Source organism: Leeuwenhoekiella sp. H156, assembly GCF_052218455.1.
Taxonomy (GTDB): Bacteria; Bacteroidota; Bacteroidia; order Flavobacteriales; family Flavobacteriaceae; genus Leeuwenhoekiella; species Leeuwenhoekiella parthenopeia.
Window position 1 is genome coordinate 3,492,835 of record NZ_CP197499.1, and the last position, 17,396, is coordinate 3,510,230.

At 45.3% G+C, this 17,396-nt stretch carries 15 protein-coding genes; all 15 read left to right on the forward strand.

Going from position 1 to position 17,396, the window contains the following annotated elements:
* The first annotated feature begins 6 nt into the window (after positions 1-6).
* The 15 genes from ilvB to ACSSS3_RS14865 all read left to right on the forward strand — a co-directional run bounded on the left by ilvB (position 7) and on the right by ACSSS3_RS14865 (position 17,332).
* A complete protein-coding gene (ilvB, locus tag ACSSS3_RS14795) occupies positions 7-1,740 on the forward strand; it encodes a biosynthetic-type acetolactate synthase large subunit (protein WP_228230788.1) in 1,734 nt (577 codons plus the stop codon).
* Between the two features lie 2 nt (positions 1,741-1,742).
* Positions 1,743-2,270 (forward strand): acetolactate synthase small subunit, encoded by a 528-nt coding sequence (gene ilvN, locus ACSSS3_RS14800; RefSeq protein WP_228230787.1) that lies wholly within the window; start codon positions 1,743-1,745, stop codon positions 2,268-2,270.
* A gap of 57 nt (positions 2,271-2,327) precedes the next feature.
* Positions 2,328-3,824 (forward strand): ketol-acid reductoisomerase, encoded by a 1,497-nt coding sequence (gene ilvC, locus ACSSS3_RS14805; RefSeq protein WP_442845279.1) that lies wholly within the window; start codon positions 2,328-2,330, stop codon positions 3,822-3,824.
* A 77-nt stretch (positions 3,825-3,901) separates the two neighbouring features.
* Positions 3,902-5,167: a threonine ammonia-lyase IlvA gene (gene ilvA, locus ACSSS3_RS14810; protein WP_442845280.1), complete on the forward strand. Its 1,266-nt coding sequence runs from the start codon at positions 3,902-3,904 to the stop codon at positions 5,165-5,167.
* Positions 5,168-5,193: 26 nt separating this feature from the next.
* A complete protein-coding gene (locus ACSSS3_RS14815; protein ID WP_442845281.1) occupies positions 5,194-6,789 on the forward strand; it encodes an NADP-dependent glyceraldehyde-3-phosphate dehydrogenase in 1,596 nt (531 codons plus the stop codon).
* 389 nt (positions 6,790-7,178) lie between these two features.
* Positions 7,179-7,835 carry a GNAT family N-acetyltransferase gene (locus tag ACSSS3_RS14820; RefSeq protein ID WP_228230783.1) on the forward strand — a complete coding sequence of 219 codons (657 nt, stop codon included), beginning with the start codon at positions 7,179-7,181 and terminating at the stop codon, positions 7,833-7,835.
* An 83-nt stretch (positions 7,836-7,918) separates the two neighbouring features.
* Positions 7,919-9,127 carry an argininosuccinate synthase gene (gene argG, locus ACSSS3_RS14825; RefSeq protein ID WP_442847431.1) on the forward strand — a complete coding sequence of 403 codons (1,209 nt, stop codon included), beginning with the start codon at positions 7,919-7,921 and terminating at the stop codon, positions 9,125-9,127.
* Complete coding sequence (gene argC, locus ACSSS3_RS14830) at positions 9,124-10,101, forward strand: N-acetyl-gamma-glutamyl-phosphate reductase (protein ID WP_442845282.1); 978 nt, start codon at positions 9,124-9,126, stop codon at positions 10,099-10,101. The genes argG and argC overlap by 4 nt, the downstream gene beginning before the upstream one ends.
* A 237-nt stretch (positions 10,102-10,338) precedes the next feature.
* Positions 10,339-11,139, forward strand: coding sequence for a pyrroline-5-carboxylate reductase (proC, locus tag ACSSS3_RS14835; RefSeq protein ID WP_228230781.1), 801 nt, complete (start codon positions 10,339-10,341; stop codon positions 11,137-11,139).
* A complete protein-coding gene (locus ACSSS3_RS14840; protein ID WP_442845283.1) occupies positions 11,139-12,272 on the forward strand; it encodes an aspartate aminotransferase family protein in 1,134 nt (377 codons plus the stop codon). The genes proC and ACSSS3_RS14840 overlap by 1 nt, the downstream gene beginning before the upstream one ends.
* Before the next feature lie 116 nt (positions 12,273-12,388).
* Positions 12,389-13,384, forward strand: a complete 996-nt coding sequence (locus ACSSS3_RS14845) for an N-acetylornithine carbamoyltransferase (RefSeq protein ID WP_442845284.1) — start codon at positions 12,389-12,391, stop codon at positions 13,382-13,384.
* Positions 13,374-14,180, forward strand: coding sequence for an acetylglutamate kinase (gene argB, locus ACSSS3_RS14850; RefSeq protein WP_442845285.1), 807 nt, complete (start codon positions 13,374-13,376; stop codon positions 14,178-14,180). The genes ACSSS3_RS14845 and argB overlap by 11 nt, the downstream gene beginning before the upstream one ends.
* On the forward strand, positions 14,180-15,244 hold the full coding sequence (locus tag ACSSS3_RS14855) for a M20 family metallo-hydrolase (RefSeq protein ID WP_442845286.1): 1,065 nt from the start codon (positions 14,180-14,182) through the stop codon (positions 15,242-15,244). The genes argB and ACSSS3_RS14855 overlap by 1 nt, the downstream gene beginning before the upstream one ends.
* A 183-nt stretch (positions 15,245-15,427) precedes the next feature.
* Entirely contained in the window at positions 15,428-16,726 is a 1,299-nt protein-coding gene (gene argH / locus ACSSS3_RS14860; protein ID WP_442845287.1) for an argininosuccinate lyase, read from the forward strand.
* A gap of 219 nt (positions 16,727-16,945) precedes the next feature.
* Entirely contained in the window at positions 16,946-17,332 is a 387-nt protein-coding gene (locus tag ACSSS3_RS14865) for a hypothetical protein (protein ID WP_442845288.1), read from the forward strand.
* The last annotated feature ends 64 nt before the right edge of the window (positions 17,333-17,396 follow it).

Consider the following 17,396-nt stretch of genomic DNA (forward strand, 5'->3'; position numbering starts at 1 on the left):
AGGCTTATGGAAACACAAACAATTAAATTGCAGGACACAGCTGTAGAAGCTACACAGCGCATCACCGGTAAAGAGGCGATCATCAAGTGTCTACTTGCAGAAGGCGTTGACACCCTTTACGGTTACCCGGGAGGGGCAATTATGCCGGTTTATGACGAGTTGTACAAATACCAGGATCGCTTGCATCACGTGCTTACCCGCCACGAGCAGGGGGCTACTCACGCAGCTCAGGGTTATGCGCGCGTAAGCGGTAAAGTGGGTGTGGCGATCGCGACTTCAGGTCCCGGTGCGACCAACCTGATTACCGGTATTGCCGATGCACAAATAGACTCTACACCCATGGTATGTATTACCGGGCAGGTAGCTTCACATTTGCTGGGAAGTGATGCCTTTCAGGAAACCGATATCATCGGTATTTCGACTCCGGTAACCAAATGGAATTACCAGATTACCAAAGCTTCCGAAATTCCTGAAGTGATGGCTAAGGCGTTTTACATCGCGCGTAGCGGCCGTCCCGGTCCGGTTCTTATTGACATCACCAAAGATGCGCAGTTCGAGGAGTTTGATTTCGCTTATAAAAAATGTACTGCGGTACGCAGCTACAAGCCGATTCCCAAGTTGAATCCGGAGTCGGTACAGGCTGCCGCAGCTATGATTAACGCAGCAAAAAGACCTATGATCGTTTGGGGTCAGGGTGTGATTTTAGGTAAAGCTGAAGAAGAGTTTAAGGCAGTTGTTGAGAAATCAGGAGTTCCTGCCGCATGGACCATCCTTGGTGTTTCTGCAATCCCAACCGAGCATCCGCTTAACGTGGGTATGGTGGGGATGCACGGAAATTACGGGCCAAACGTGCTTACTAACGAATGCGATGTATTGATCGCAATCGGGATGCGTTTTGATGACCGGGTGACCGGGAATCTTGCAACCTATGCGAAACAGGCGAAAGTGATCCACTTTGAGATTGATCCTGCTGAGGTAAATAAAAACGTAAATGCAGATATCGCGGTTTTGGGCGATAGCAAAGAAACCCTTGCTGCATTACTTCCTTTGCTGGAGCAAAAAGAATATCCGGAGTGGCACAACCGCTTTAAGGAAATGTATAAGATTGAGTACGATAAAATCATCAAAAACGATTTGAAACCAGAAAAAGAAGGCCTTACCATGGGTGAGGTTCTTGAAGGGATCAATGCCGTTTCAAAAGGTGAAGCGGTTATCGTTTCAGACGTGGGGCAGCATCAAATGATCGCCTGTCGTTATGCCAAATTCAACAAGTCTAAGAGTAACGTGACCTCAGGAGGTTTAGGTACCATGGGCTTTGCGCTTCCGGCGGCTATAGGTGCAAAAATGGGAGCTCCCGAGCGTCCTGTTGTTGCAATCATAGGCGATGGGGGTTACCAGATGACCATTCAGGAACTGGGAACTATTTTCCAGACTAAAGTTCCGGTAAAAATCGTGGTATTAAACAACGATTTCTTAGGGATGGTACGCCAGTGGCAACAGTTGTTCTTTGACCGTCGTTATGCTTCCACAGAGTTGATCAATCCTGATTTTGTGGCTATTGCAAAAGGTTATTACATCGATGCCCAGCGCGTGACCAAGCGTGAGGAGCTATCCGGTGCGATTGAAGAAATGATGGCAGCAGAAGGGCCGTATTTCCTCGAGGTTAAAGTAGAAAAAGAAGATAACGTATTCCCGATGATCCCAACAGGAGCATCCGTTTCAGACATAAGATTAGAATAGTGATGAGCGAGACAAAAACCTATACCGTATCTATTTATACCGAAAATAATATCGGTTTGCTAAACCGTATTTCGGCCATATTTCAGCGTAGAAAAATCAATATCGAAAGCCTGAACACTTCGATCTCTGAGATTGAAGGCGTATCACGCTTTACCATTGTGATCAACCTGACCGAAGAGCGTATGAAAAAGATCATTGGTCAGCTTGAAAAGCAGGTTGAAGTGATCAAAGCTTTTTATCATACTGATGAAGAGACGATTTTTCTGGAAACCTGCCTGTTTAAAATCAAGTCAGATTTGCTTTTTGAAGAACGTCAGATTCAGAATATCATCAAAGAAAGCAACGCGCGCATCGTGACTGTAAACAAAGAGTTTTTTGTTTTGGAAAAAGCCGGGCGTCGCAGCGAGATCGAATTGCTGTACCGCGAGCTCAGTGCTTTCGGCATAATGCAGTTTGTGCGCAGTGGGCGCATTGCGGTGACTAAAGATGAAATGAAAATCTCTGCGCTTTTAAAAGAGTTTGCAGAGTAAATCAATTCCCTATCCAACAGAAATTAACGAATCATAATCAATAAAAACAGAATCAAAATGTCAAATTACTTTAACACCTTGTCTCTTAGAGAGCAATTGGCTCAGCTGGCAAAATGCCGTTTTATGGAGTCTGATGAATTCTCAAACGGGATCGAAGCATTACGCGATAAAAAAGTAGTTATCGTGGGTTGCGGTGCACAAGGTTTGAACCAGGGTTTAAATATGCGCGACAGCGGCCTGGATATTTCGTATGCATTGCGTGAAGGTGCCATTAAAGACAAACGCGCTTCCTATAAGAACGCGGTAGATAACGGGTTTAACGTAGGTACTTACGACGAACTCATCCCAACTGCAGACCTGGTATGTAACCTTACACCAGATAAGCAGCACACTTCAGTAATCAACGCGATTATGCCTTTGATGAAAGAAGGAGCGACTTTGGCCTACAGCCACGGTTTCAACATCGTTGAAGAAGGTATGCAAATCCGTAAAGACCTTACCGTAATTATGTGTGCGCCTAAATGTCCCGGTTCTGAGGTTCGTGAGGAATACAAGCGTGGGTTTGGTGTACCAACACTGATCGCGGTTCACCCGGAAAACGATCCACAAGGAAAAGGTCTTGAGGAAGCTAAGGCTTATGCTGTAGCAACCGGAGGTCACCGCGCGGGTGTTTTAGAGTCTTCATTTGTTGCCGAAGTGAAAAGTGACCTTATGGGTGAGCAAACCATTCTTTGCGGAATGTTGCAAACCGGTTCGATCCTGTGCTTCAACAAGATGATTGAAAAAGGAATTGACAAAGGCTATGCTTCAAAATTGATTCAGTACGGTTGGGAAACCATCACTGAAGCTTTAAAGCACGGTGGTATTACCAATATGATGGACCGTCTGAACAATCCGTCTAAAATCAAGGCTTTTGAACTGGCAGAAGAAATTAAAGACATCACCCGTCCGCTGTTCCACAAGCATATGGACGATATCATCTCCGGTCATTTCTCAAAAACGATGATGGAAGACTGGGCTAATGATGATGCCAACTTATTAAAATGGCGTGCCGAAACCGGAGAGACTGCTTTTGAGAAGACTCCTGCCGGAAGTATGGAAATCAGCGAGCAGGAATACTTCGATCACGGGGTGCTTATGGTTGCCATGGTTAAAGCCGGGGTTGAACTTGCTTTTGAAACTATGACCGAAGCCGGAATCATCGAGGAGTCTGCGTATTACGAATCCTTGCACGAAACTCCGCTTATCGCAAACACCATCGCACGTAAGAAATTGTTTGAGATGAACCGTGTGATTTCAGACACTGCTGAATACGGATGTTACCTGTTTGATCATGCCTGTAAGCCTATGCTTACCGACTTTATGAAGAAAATAGATACTAACGTAATTGGTAAAGCTTACGCTACCGATAATGGCGTAGACAACAAAACCTTAATCGCTGTTAATGACGCTATCCGCTCACACACTGTAGAAGAAGTGGGTGCTTGGTTGCGTGAGTCTATGACTGCGATGAAGGAGATTAAGACCGTAGCCGCTGAAGAGGTTACTGCCTAATCAACCCAGAACTGAGTTTAACTGCCGGGCTTTAGTGAAAAGCCTGAAGCCCTGCAGTCAATCAAAATAAATGCATTTTGAGCGACTTAAAAACCACCTATTTCCCCAGTTTAGAAGACGTTAAAAAGGCTGCACAAACCCTTAAGGGTGTTGCAGCCTTAACGCCTTTATTGCCCAGCCTGAGTTATTCTAAAAAACTCGGGGCAAACATCCTGCTCAAGCGTGAAGATTTGCAGCAGGTGCGATCCTACAAAATACGGGGGGCTTTCAATAAAATTAGTTCGTTAAGCCAGGAAGACCGCGCCAAAGGAATCGTTTGTGCCAGCGCCGGGAATCACGCGCAGGGCGTAGCTTTCGCCTGTGCAAAACTAAAAATAAACGGGACTATTTTTATGCCTGCGCCTACACCCAAGCAAAAGATCGAGCAGGTTGAGATGTTTGGCGGTGAATATGCCAAGATCGTGCTTACCGGCGATACCTTTGATGATGCGTATAAAGCTTCAAAAATTGAGTGCGACGCGCTGGGTAAGGTCTTTGTACATCCTTTTGATGACGAAAAAATCATCGAGGGGCAGGCTACCGTAGGACTGGAGATTATTGAGCAGGCCACCGAAGAGATTGATTATGTTTTTGTTCCTGTGGGCGGAGGTGGATTAGCCTCCGGCTTAAGTACGGTTTTTAGCCTGTTGTCGCCCAATACTAAAGTAATCGGGGTAGAGCCTGAAGGTGCGCCTTCGATGAGTACTTCGATATTCAATAAAGAAAACACTACACTTTCGTTAATCGAAAAATTTGTAGACGGGGCGGCCGTACAACGGGTAGGGGATCGCAACTTTGCAATTTGTAAAGAAAACCTTCATAAAATGGTAACGGTGCCCGAAGGTAAAGTGTGCCAGACCATCTTAGATTTATACAATAAAGACGCGATAGTGGTAGAACCGGCCGGGGCGTTGACCCTTTCGGTTTTAGATCAGTTTGCCGAGGAGATCAAAGGTAAAAATGTGGTGTGTATCGTAAGCGGAAGCAACAACGATATCACCCGTACCGCAGAGATCAAGGAGCGTGCGCTTTTATACCGCGGCCTAAAACATTATTTTATCATTCGGTTTCCCCAGCGCGCGGGTGCCTTACGGGAGTTTTTGAATGAGATTTTAGGGCCTGAGGATGATATTACCTTTTTTGAATACAAGAAAAAGACCTCGCGCGAAGATGGTCCTGCCGTCGTAGGTATTGAGATCAAAGACCGTGCAGACCTCGATCCTTTAATCGCGCGCATGAAAAAGCGCAACTTTTTCGGGGAATACTTAAATGATAAACCCGACTTGTTTGAATTTTTAATCTGATAGTTCGTTTGACAACCAACCTAACCATGAAACCATTAACTACAGAAATACCTGCACAGTTTAGCGTGCAGCCCATAGAACAAAAAGCCTATCTCATCAACGGAAAGCTGCTCAACTGGGAAGGAGAGACGGCTGATGTTTTTTCAAGCATTCATACCGAAGTTGACGGAAAGCGTAAACCTACCCGTCTGGGATCCATCCCAAGTCTGGGTGAGGAAGAGGCTGTTGCTGCAGTTGAAGCAGCGCATCAGGCCTATGAACGCGGGCAGGGGCTTTGGCCAACCATGAAAGTCGCAGACCGCATCAGGTGTATGCAGACTTTTGTTGCCAAAATGAAAGAAAAGCGCGAGCTGATCGTAAAACTGCTGATGTGGGAAATAGGTAAAAACTATCCCGATTCTCAAAAAGAGTTTGACCGTACCGTAGAGTACATTCTCGATACCATTGAAGATTATAAGGATATGGATCGCGACAGTGCCAAATTCCACAAGGAAGCCGGTATTCACGCACACATCCGCCGCGGGCCATTGGGCGTGGTTTTATGTCTCGGACCTTATAACTATCCGCTTAACGAAACCTTTTGTTTGCTGATTCCGGCCCTGATAATGGGAAATACGGCGGTGTTTAAACCGGCAAAACACGGGGTTTTGTTGATCACACCTCTGCTCGAAGCTTTTCAGGAAAGTTTTCCTCCGGGAGTTGTGAATATTTTATTTGGTAGAGGCAGGGCGGTAGCTACTCCCATCATGAAAACCGGAAAAGTAGATGTTCTGGCTTTAATTGGTCACAGTTCGTCTGCAAACGCGCTACAGGCATTGCATCCCAAACAAAACCGACTGCGTTTGGTTTTAGGACTTGAAGCTAAAAACCCGGCGATTATTCTTCCCGATGCTGATTTGGACCTTGCAGTGGCAGAGTGTATCGCGGGAACGCTCTCTTTTAATGGGCAACGTTGTACGGCGCTTAAAGTGATTTATGTACATGAAAATATCGCGGAAACCTTCAACCGTAAGTTTGCACAGGCGGTAGATGCGTTGAAATTTGGTTTACCCTGGGAGGAGGGAGTAAGCCTTACTCCGCTTCCGGAACCCTCAAAACCGGCTTATATTCAGGGATTGATTGACGATGCAAAAGCCAAAGGCGCTTCCATCTTAAATGAAAAAGGCGGTACGCATTCAGAGAATTTCATTTGGCCAGCAGTATTGTTTCCGGTGACCAAAGATATGGAAGTGTACAAAGAAGAACAGTTCGGGCCGGTAATCCCTGTGCTCACCTTTAAGCATATTGATGAGCCGCTTGATGATATGGCAGAGTCCAATTACGGGCAGCAGGTGAGTTTGTTTGGTAAAGAGGTCAAAGCACTTGCACCGCTTATCGATACGCTGGTGAACCTGGTATGCCGTGTGAATCTTAACAGCTCCTGCCAGCGTGGTCCTGACGTGTATCCGTTTACCGGAAGAAAGGATTCTGCTGTGGGAACCCTGAGCGTTCATGATGCCTTGCGTTCGTTTTCGATACGCACTTTTGTGGCTTCAAAAGACAACGCCTACAACAATGCCATTTTAAATGAACTTTTAGACACTAAAAAATCAAATTTTGTAAGTACCGATTACTTGTTGTAATCCGTTAATAATGGAAGATTAATTAAAAAATCAATAGTGATTATTGGAATTTGGAAGAAAATCTGAAGAAATCATAAAAAAAGTAGATTTATGTGATATTTACCTTTAAAAAGGGGCTGTCATTTAAATCTACTTTGTATTTTAGCACCACAAATGAAGGGAATAGTATTACATATGGAAGAATTCAAACAAGCCGTAAGCGCCTTGTTCCATTCTTTATATCCTGTTGCTAGAGAGACCCACAGTTCTTTAGTATTTATCCCCGTGCGTCGCCATGAGCGTCGTCGCCCCTAGTGGGTGCAGTTTTATTGGGAACTTAGGTGAGTCCGGTTCCGTCTTCAAATCAAATTTCAATTTCACTTTTTTTCTAACTTCCAATTCTAAAGAATATGGAAATTACCATTGCTAATAAATCCCATGCGGGATATGCACAATACATTTGCGACACGATCGCAGAATCTGCTAAAGTACGCGGTACCGGTATCGCCAAACGCACTCCAGAATATGTAATTACCAAAATGGAAAACGGTAACGCCGTTATCGCTCTTGATGGCGATAAGTTTGCCGGTTTTTGTTACATCGAGGCCTGGGGACACGGTAAATTTGTAGCCAATAGCGGTCTTATCGTACATCCTGATTACCGGGGCAGCGGTCTTGCCCGGCAGATTAAAGAAGCCATTTTTAAACATTCGCGCACAAAATATCCCGATGCCAAAGTTTTTGGGATCACGACCGGTCTTGCAGTGATGAAAATCAATTCGGAACTGGGCTATAAACCCGTTACCTTCTCGGAGCTTACCGATGATCCTACCTTCTGGAAAGGCTGTCAAACCTGTCGTAATTACGATATACTGCAGCGAACCGAGCAGAAGATGTGCCTCTGCACCGGGATGCTTTACGATCCGGCCAAGGAGGAAAAGAAGAAAGCAGAAAATCCGGAAGAGCTTAAAAAAAAAGACAAAAAGCTAAATCCGAAGGCTTTTACACGTCTCAAGAGCATCAAGGAACATCTCTTTTTGAAAAAAGAAAAAAAGGAACAAGATTAACCCGTTTTTTACTCAATACATTAAAAACCTCAAATTAATACGTTTTGGATTCAACAACGCATTCACAAGCTATAGACACAAAAATACCGGCGGCTAACCCTGCCGGAGCAAAACTCGTACTGGCCTACAGCGGTGGTCTTGATACCAGCTATTGCGCCAAATACCTTTCTGCCGATAAAGGCTACGAAGTACACGCGGTAAGCATCAATACCGGAGGCTTTTCGCAGGAAGAAATCAACGAAATTGAATCAAAGGCTCTAAAAATCGGAGCTAAGACCTATAAAAACATTCAGGCGGTTGACCGCTTTTACGATAAGGTGGTGAAGTATTTGATTTATGGAAACATCCTTAAAAACAATACCTATCCGCTTTCGGTAAGTGCCGAGCGTATCATTCAGGCCGTTGAGATTATCAATTATGCCAAATCAATCGGTGCCAAATATGTGGCACACGGCAGTACCGGCGCGGGTAACGATCAGGTGCGTTTTGATATGATCTTTCAAACTTTGGCCCCCGAAATAGAAATCATCACCCCTATACGGGATTTACAGCTTTCGCGCGAAGCGGAAATAGAATACTTAAAAAGCCACGGCGTAGAAATGGCCTGGGAGAAAGCCAAGTATTCGGTAAACCGCGGACTTTGGGGAACCAGCGTTGGCGGTAGTGAAACCCTGACTTCACACAAAGGCCTGCCGGAATCGGCTTACCCATCGCAAGTTCAAAAAAGTGAAGCTGAGCAGGTGACTCTGACTTTTGAAAAGGGAGAACTCAAAGCCGTAAATGGCAAGACCGGAACTCCGGTAGAAAATATTGAAGCCCTGCAAAAGCTGGCTGCTCCTTATGGAATTGGCCGGGATATTCACGTAGGCGATACCATTATCGGGATCAAAGGTCGGGTAGGTTTTGAAGCTGCTGCGCCCCTGATCATCATCAAAGCGCATCATTTGCTGGAGAAGCATACGCTTACCAAATGGCAAATGCAGCACAAGGATTATTTATCTAATTTCTACGGAATGCACCTGCACGAAGGGCAGTATCTCGACCCGGCAATGCGCAATATGGAAGCCTTTTTGACCGATAGTCAGAAAAATGTTTCGGGTGAGGTGTACGTAACCCTGCAGCCGTATCGCTTTACGCTGGAAGGAATTAAATCTGAACATGATTTGATGAATGCTTCTTTTGGAGCCTACGGCGAAATGAACAAAGGATGGACCGCCGAAGATGCCAAAGGTTTTATCAAAATCACCGGTAACCAGAATAAGATTTACAACCACGTAAACGGAAACTCATGATCAAAGCCGGAATAGTTGGAGGAGCCGGATACACTGCAGGAGAACTGCTGCGTATTTTGCTCAACCATCAATATGTTGAATTGAGCTTTGTCTACAGTACCTCAAATGCAGGAAATCTGTTGAGTGACGTGCATCAGGATTTACTGGGAAGTACACACCTGCGTTTTTCGGGAACTATTGATTTTGACGTGGATGTGGTTTTTTTATGCCTGGGTCACGGAAATTCTAAAGCTTTTTTAGAAGAAAACCAGTTTACCGAAAGCACTATCATCATTGATTTAAGCAATGATTTTCGCCTCAAACTCGATGCGGAGTTTCAAGGCCGCGAGTTCGTTTACGGTCTCACCGAATTAAACCGCGATGCTATTAAGCAAGCCGGTTCCATCGCAAATCCGGGTTGTTTTGCAACGGCTATTCAGTTGGCTTTGCTTCCTTTGGCCGATGCCAAAAAAATAAAGTCAGACGTGCACATCAATGCGGTAACCGGTGCCACCGGGGCAGGAACTTCGCTTTCAGCAACTACGCATTACACCTGGCGTGATAACAACTTTTCGTATTATAAGCCTTTTACGCATCAGCATATGGGCGAAATCAACCAGACGGTAAAGCAATTACAGGGAGCGTTTGATAACGAAATTTTCTTTTTGCCGAATCGCGGAAATTTTTCACGTGGGATTTTCGCAACGGCATACACCCCTTTTGAGGGCGATCTGGCTGAAGCGAAAAAGATCTACGAGGATTTTTATGCCGATGCACCATTCACCTTTGTTTCAGATTCTGAAGTACATATGAAACAGGTGGTGAATACAAACAAGTGTCTGATTCACCTGCATAAGCATGGCAATCAGTTGCTCATCACGAGTTGCATCGATAACCTGCTTAAAGGAGCATCAGGACAGGCGGTAGAAAATATGAATTTGATTTTCGGTCTTCCGCAAACCGAAGGCTTAAATTTAAAAGGGAGTTATTTTTAGGCCTCCAAACCCCCAAAGGGGGGATTTTAAATCTGTTTTACTATTACAAAAAATAAAACAGAGATATAAGAATTTTGAAATAAGAAATGAACCAAACTCCCTTCTCCTTTGGGAGAAGGGTTGGGGATGAGGATTGAAAGATTTCCGTCTTCACGGAAATGAAAATAGAATTTTAAAAATAAATCCAACTCCCCTCTCTCCCGAAGCTTCGGGAGAGAGGGGCTGGGGGTGAGGATTATGAAAATAGCAATTATAGGAACCGGTAACCTGGGTTTGGCAATAGCCAAAGGTTTAATCACCAATAACGCGATTACCACGCTGTATATGACCCGGCGTAATCCGGCTACGATTGAGTCGTATGCCGAGTATAAGAATGTTTTTGTGACTTCAGATAACCTGGAGGCGGTGCAGAAATCAGACATTCTCATTTTTGCAGTGCAACCGGCACAATTGGCAAAGATTCTTCACGATATCAAAGACGAACTTACCGATAAGCACGTGCTGATTTCGACCATCACCGGCTACGCAATTTCGCAGATTGAAGCCATTGTGGGTACCGATCAGTTTATCATTAGAGCAATGCCGAATACCGCGATTGCTGTTGGAGCCTCGATGACCTGCCTGGCCAGTAATGAAAAGGGAATGAAACGCATTAAGGTGGCTGAAGCCATTTTTAATCGTTTGGGAAATAGTCTGATCATTCCCGAAAATCAAATGCAGGCAGCGACTGTGGTTTGCGCAAGCGGAATTGCTTTCTGGATGCGCCTTATACGCGCAACGACACAGGCTGCGATTCAATTAGGCTTTGATGCGCACGAAGCTCAGGAACTGGCGATGCATACCTGTAACGGTGCTTCAAAATTGCTTATCGAATCGGGAAATCACCCGGAAGAAGAAATAGACCGTGTAACCACTCCAAAAGGCTGTACGATAGAAGGACTTAACGAGATGGAACATAAAGGCCTCAGTTCATCACTCATTCAGGGAATGGTGGCCTCATTCAATAAAATTAACGTGATTAAAACCGACCAGAAATAATGAGTTTATTTGATGTTTACCCGTTATACGATGTAACTCCGGTTAAGGCTCAGGATGTTTGGGTTTACGATGCCACACCCACTAAATATCTGGATTTGTACGGGGGTCACGCGGTGATTTCCATCGGTCATGGGCATCCCAAATATGTGGAGAATCTTACCAAGCAACTTCACGATATCGGTTTTTACAGCAACGCGGTGCACAACCCCTTGCAGGAGGCTTTGGGCGAAAAACTACCCGCTCAGGCCAATACACCCGGCTATCAGTTGTTTATGTGCAGTAGTGGGGCAGAAGCAAACGAGAATGCCCTGAAAATGGCCTCTTTCGTTACGGGAAGAAAAAAAGTAGTGGCCTTTAACAACAGCTTTCACGGAAGAACTTCAGCAGCAGTTGCAGCCACCGATAATCCTAAAATTGTAGCGCCTATAAACGCGCAGCAGGAGGTCGAATTTTTACCTCTTGGAGATCTGGATGCTTTGGCAGCGGTTTTGGCTAAGGAAGATGTGTGTGCGGTGATTGTGGAATTTATTCAGGGTGTAGGCGGTCTGGATATCAGCACGGCTGAATTCTACGAAGGTGTTGACAAACTGTGTAAACAAACCGGAACCTGCCTTATTGCAGATGAAGTACAGGCCGGTTTTGGCCGTACCGGAAAGTTCTTTGCTTTTCAGGAGTACAACGTAGAGCCGGAGCTGATCTCAATGGCCAAAGGTATGGGTAACGGCTTTCCGGTAGGAGGGATTTTGATTCACCCATCCATAAAGGCTGAATATGGAATGCTGGGTACCACTTTTGGCGGAAATCACCTGGCCTGTGCCGCAGCTTTAACCGTGCTTGAAGTATTGGAAGAAGAAAATCTGATGGCTAATGCCCTGCGTGTTTCCGATCATTTTAAGGCCAAAACCTTAGATATTCCGCAGATAAAAAACGTAAAAGGCCGCGGCCTGATGCTGGGTCTGGAATTTGATTTTGATACGGCTGCCATCCGCAAAAAACTGATTTACGATCAGCATATTTTTACCGGAAGCGCTAAAAACAAAAACCTGATTCGTATTCTACCGCCATTGACGCTTCAAAACGAACAAATCGATCAGTTTTTTGAAGCGTTAAAAATAGAATTGGATAAATTGTAAAACAAGAGATTTTAATTAATACACTACCCGAATTCCCTCCCCATTTGGGGAGGGGTTAGGGGTGGGGAGAAGCAGAGATTTCGGCTGCACATTATAAACCTGACAGGAATCAACAAATGAAAAAATACACCGGATTAGACGACATTACCGATCTAAAAGAATTAATCGCGGAAGCCCGCGAAATCAAGAAAAACCCATATGCTTTTGAGCATTTAGGAAAACGCAAACGCTTAGTAATGTTGTTTTTCAATTCCAGTTTGCGCACGCGTCTCAGTACAGAAAAAGCCGCCTGCAATCTTGGGATGGATGTTACGGTGATGAACTTTAACAGCGATGCCTGGAAGCTCGAGTTTGAAGATGGTACGGTGATGAACGCAGACACCTCCGAGCACATTAAAGAAGCCGCACAGGTCATCTCTCAATATGGAGATGTGATCGCAGTGCGCGCCTTTCCAACCCTTACCGATAAGGCCAAGGACGAAAGCGAGTATGTGATTTCAAGTTTTGAAAAATATGCTTCGGTGCCTGTTGTCAATATGGAAAGTGCCACGGCGCATCCGCTTCAGGCGCTGGCCGATGCGATTACGATAACCGAACTTTCGCAGCAATCCAAACCTAAAGTGGTCCTCAGCTGGGCGCCACATCCCAAGGCCTTGCCGCACGCGGTGGCCAATTCGTTTATCGGGATGATGCAGAAGATGGACGTGGATTTTACCATCACACATCCCAAAGGCTATGAGTTGAGTGCTGATGTGGTTAAGAATTCTAAAGTGGTTTACGATCAGGATGAAGCGCTCAAGGATGCCGATTTCGTTTACGTAAAAAACTGGAGTAATTATAAAGAATACGGAAAAGTTGTCGCCACCCCGGAAACCCATTCGGACTGGATGATCACTTCCGAAAAATTGGGAACTGCGCAATTTATGCATTGCCTGCCGGTGCGTCGCAATGTCATTGTGGCTGATGAGGTTTTGGATGGCGACCAGTCGGTGGTTATTGAGCAAGCCAACAACCGTACGTTTTCGGCACAGGTGGTGCTGAAAAGGATATTGGAAAATTTAGCCCCCCAACCCCCAAAGGGGGAGTTAAAAGCCACTAGTTATGAAAACTAAATCAGTACCCCCTTCGGGGGCTAGGGGGCTTAACGTCGTCAAAGTAGGTGGAAACATCATCGAGAAAGAAGAAGATTTACAGGATTTTCTGGATGCGTTTTCGGCTTTGCCCGAACCTAAAATTCTGGTTCACGGCGGTGGAAAGCTGGCTACTCAACTGGCAGAGCGTCTCGAGATCCCGGTAAAGATGATTAACGGGCGTCGCATCACCGATGCCGAGACGGTTGAGGTCATCACCATGGTTTACGGCGGTAAAGTCAATAAAAGCATCGTAGCCGGCCTGCAGGCACGGGATTGCAATGCGATTGGATTTTCGGGAGCTGATGGAAATACAATTCTTTCGGTTAAGCGGCCGGTTAAAGAGGTAGATTTTGGCTTTGTAGGGGATGTTGTAGGTGTAAATGCCAAACTAATCCATGAGCTCACCCAAATAGGGATTACCCCGGTTTTCTGTGCCATCACGCACGACGGTAAAGGACAGCTGCTCAATACCAATGCCGATACCATTGCCTGTGAACTCGCAATCGGGCTGTCTGAATATTATGAGGTAACGCTCAATTATTGCTTCGAAAAAGCAGGTGTTTTACTGGATATTCAGGACGAAAACTCGGTTGTCAAAGATATAGATACAAAGAAATATGCCGATTTGCTAAAAGACGGTATTATCGCAGACGGCATGCTGCCCAAACTGGAAAACTGCTTTTACGCCCTAAAAGGCGGCGTTTACAAAGTGCAACTGGGCAAGCCTGAGATGCTGCACCATACAACTACTAATTTTACAACCTTACGACTGTAATGAGCATAGAAAGACTTACGCAAGAGGCGATAGAATTATTAAAAAACCTGATTTCAACGCAGTCTTTTTCTTCAGAAGAAGAAGGCACGGCTGCACTTATTGAAAACTGGTTTAAAGCGCACGACATACCCTTTAAACGCCAGGCAAACAATATATGGGCGACCAACAAGCATTTTACGGAAGGTAAAACGACTTTACTGCTTAACAGCCATCACGATACCGTGCAACCCAATAACGGCTATACCCGAAATCCCTACAGTCCGGATGTAGAAGACGGCAAGTTGTATGGGCTAGGAAGCAATGATGCAGGAGGATGTTTGGTATCGCTAATCGCAACGTTTACGTATTTCTACGCGCAGGAAAACCCAAAATACAATCTGATTATCGTTGCTAGTGGCGAGGAAGAAAGCAGCGGGCCTAACGGGCTCAACAGTATGCTTAAGGTGATTCCTCCTGTTGATGTGGCGATTGTGGGCGAACCTACTTTGATGAATCTGGCTATCGCCGAAAAAGGTCTGGTGGTATTTGATGCGAAAGTGCTGGGTACTCCGTCACACGCCGCGCATCCCAACGAAAACAATGCGATTTACAATTGCATCTCCGTATTGCAGTGGTTTAAAGAGTATACTTTCGAGAAAGTCTCGGAAGCCCTGGGAGCGGTAAAAATGACCGTGACGCAGATCAAAGCCGGAAAACAGCACAACGCAGTTCCGGCAGATGTGGAACTGGTTATTGATGTTCGGGTTAACGATCAATATAGCAATCAGGAAATAGCCGATTTGCTGCAGGCTGAAGCGCCTTGCGATTCGATTGTACCACGTAGTCTGCGGTTGAATTCTTCTTCCATACCAAAAGATCACGAACTCGTAAAAGCCGGTATTGCATTGGGTAGAAGTACGTACGGTTCGCCAACTTTGAGCGATCAGGCGGTTTTGAGCTGTCCGTCACTCAAACTCGGGCCTGGCGACAGCACGCGTTCGCACAGCGCAAACGAATTTATTTACGTCGCGGAGATCGAAGAAGGCATTCAGATTTATATAGATTTGCTGAAAAGCATTCTGTAAAGCCCCTAGCCCCCGAAGGGGGAATGACTAGCGGGAAAAGAAAAATACTAACACAGGTTCAATCGCTGGCGATTGAATATTAAATTTAATTCTTGGTGCTTTCGTCTCCCCTTTGGGGGTTAGGGGGCTCGGGGTCAGGGGAGGACAAGATTCCCGCCTTCACGGGAATGTAAAAATTAGATTATGAAACTTTGGGATAAAGGAGCAAACATAGACGATAAGATCATCCGTTTTACGGTAGGTAATGACCGGGAAATCGATGCGCATATTGCGAAATACGATGTTCAGGCATCACGTGCACACGTGAAAATGCTGAATAAAATTGGCATTCTGACTGATCAGGAGCTTAAAGATTTGTTGCCCCAGCTCGATATTCTGGAGGCACATACGCAAAACCCCGATTTCTTTATCGAACCGGAATACGAGGATATTCACTCGAAGCTGGAAGCCGAATTAACGCTTATTCTGGGCGAAACCGGGAAAAAAGTACATACGGCACGCTCGCGTAACGATCAGGTGCTGGTGGCATTGCAATTGTATTATAAAGAGCAGTTGCAGCAAATCAAGGCGCGTACGGTTTCGCTTTTTGAAACACTCATGCATTTGGGCGAAACACACAAAGATAAATTGCTTCCGGGGTATACACATCTGCAGGTGGCGATGCCCAGCAGTTTCGGACTTTGGTTTAGCGCTTATGCCGAATTGCTTATCGACGATACCATCCTCATCAATGCCACGCAGGATATTGTAGATCAAAATCCCCTGGGTTCTGCGGCGGGATACGGGAGTTCGTTCCCCATAGACCGCGAGATGACCACCAAAGAATTAGGCTTTGCCACGATGAAATACAATGTGGTAGCCGCGCAGATGGCACGTGGTAAAAGCGAGCGTACGCTGGCTTCTACCTTAGGAAGCCTGGCCAACACGCTTTCGCGCTTTGCGATGGATGTATGCCTGTATATGAGCCAGAATTTTGGCTTTGTAAGCTTCCCCGAGCAGTTAACTACCGGCAGCAGCATTATGCCGCACAAGAAAAATCCCGATGTGTTTGAATTGATACGCGGTAAGTGCAATAAAATTCAGGCTTTGAGTACCGAAATGATTTTGATTACCAACAACCTGCCCAGCGGTTACCATCGCGATTATCAGTTGCTCAAAGAAAACACCATCAATGCGGTGGAGTCTATGAAAGACATTCTCGAAATCTTTGATTATGCCATCAGTCAGGTGCAGGTTAAAGAGATTGACTTAAATGACGAGAAGTACAAATACCTGTTTACCGTAGACAGTATTAATGACCTGGTGGTTGAAGGCAAGTCGTTTCGCGAAGCCTATCAGGAAATAGGAGGACAGGTGCAGGCCGGTACCTATAAGCCAGAGCCGGGTAAAAAGCATACGCACCTGGGCAGCATTCACAACCCCGGTTTCGATGAAATCAGGGCTAAAATGCGGAAGGTTTCAACCGCTTTGAATATCAAATAAGCGGAAGTCGCTGTCACAGATATTTCAATAAATTCTTTAACAGGCCTTTTTATTATCGAAAAGGCCTGTTTTATTTTGTGCTTTTGTCAATTTGAAACGGTGTATTTTGTTTCTTTAATAAAAATGCTACTCAGCCAACTAAATCGATAAACTTTTTTAGTCTGTTCATTGTAGGAGATTATTCCTTCCCATACATTTGCTGCATCTTTTCAAGATATTATGAAGGTAGCCCTTTCTATTTTCAGTTTACTTCTGGCCGGGATTTTAAATCTTTCCGGATGGGCTCTTACACCTCAGCAGGCATCAGATACATCCTGTACATTTGAAGAGAAGGTTCAGGAATATGCCAGTGATGCCGGTTTTCATTACAACCCCAATCATAAAGAACATACCGAATACAAAGTTGCCGAGTTTGAGATCGAGGAAGATTCAGAAAAAGTTTCCCGATCCAAACAGGTACGATTTACCCAACCGGTCATTACCGGTTCTCAACTGGAAGGGGTTTGTAATTTTCACCTAAACCTTCCCTTTACTCCAACACGGGCCCGTGCAAATCTTGCCGGTGCCGTCAAGCCGTATATCCTTTTTCAGGTATTCAGACTTTGATTTAAAACTTAAGCTCGCGCTCGCGGGCTAAACGCATTTCCTGTAACTGGTTTACCTCACACTA

Excerpts from the sequence above, each read along its gene's own strand:
- ilvB (WP_228230788.1), top strand. The coding sequence starts at position 7 with ATGGAAACACAAACAATTAAATTGCAGGACACAGCTGTAGAAGCTACA.
- ilvN (WP_228230787.1), top strand. The coding sequence starts at position 1,743 with ATGAGCGAGACAAAAACCTATACCGTATCTATTTATACCGAAAATAAT.
- ilvC (WP_442845279.1), top strand. The coding sequence starts at position 2,328 with ATGTCAAATTACTTTAACACCTTGTCTCTTAGAGAGCAATTGGCTCAG.
- ACSSS3_RS14815 (WP_442845281.1), top strand. The coding sequence starts at position 5,194 with ATGAAACCATTAACTACAGAAATACCTGCACAGTTTAGCGTGCAGCCC.
- ACSSS3_RS14820 (WP_228230783.1), top strand. The coding sequence starts at position 7,179 with ATGGAAATTACCATTGCTAATAAATCCCATGCGGGATATGCACAATAC.
- argC (WP_442845282.1), top strand. The coding sequence starts at position 9,124 with ATGATCAAAGCCGGAATAGTTGGAGGAGCCGGATACACTGCAGGAGAA.
- proC (WP_228230781.1), top strand. The coding sequence starts at position 10,339 with ATGAAAATAGCAATTATAGGAACCGGTAACCTGGGTTTGGCAATAGCC.
- ACSSS3_RS14840 (WP_442845283.1), top strand. The coding sequence starts at position 11,139 with ATGAGTTTATTTGATGTTTACCCGTTATACGATGTAACTCCGGTTAAG.
- ACSSS3_RS14845 (WP_442845284.1), top strand. The coding sequence starts at position 12,389 with ATGAAAAAATACACCGGATTAGACGACATTACCGATCTAAAAGAATTA.
- argB (WP_442845285.1), top strand. The coding sequence starts at position 13,374 with ATGAAAACTAAATCAGTACCCCCTTCGGGGGCTAGGGGGCTTAACGTC.
- ACSSS3_RS14855 (WP_442845286.1), top strand. The coding sequence starts at position 14,180 with ATGAGCATAGAAAGACTTACGCAAGAGGCGATAGAATTATTAAAAAAC.
- argH (WP_442845287.1), top strand. The coding sequence starts at position 15,428 with ATGAAACTTTGGGATAAAGGAGCAAACATAGACGATAAGATCATCCGT.
- ACSSS3_RS14865 (WP_442845288.1), top strand. The coding sequence starts at position 16,946 with ATGAAGGTAGCCCTTTCTATTTTCAGTTTACTTCTGGCCGGGATTTTA.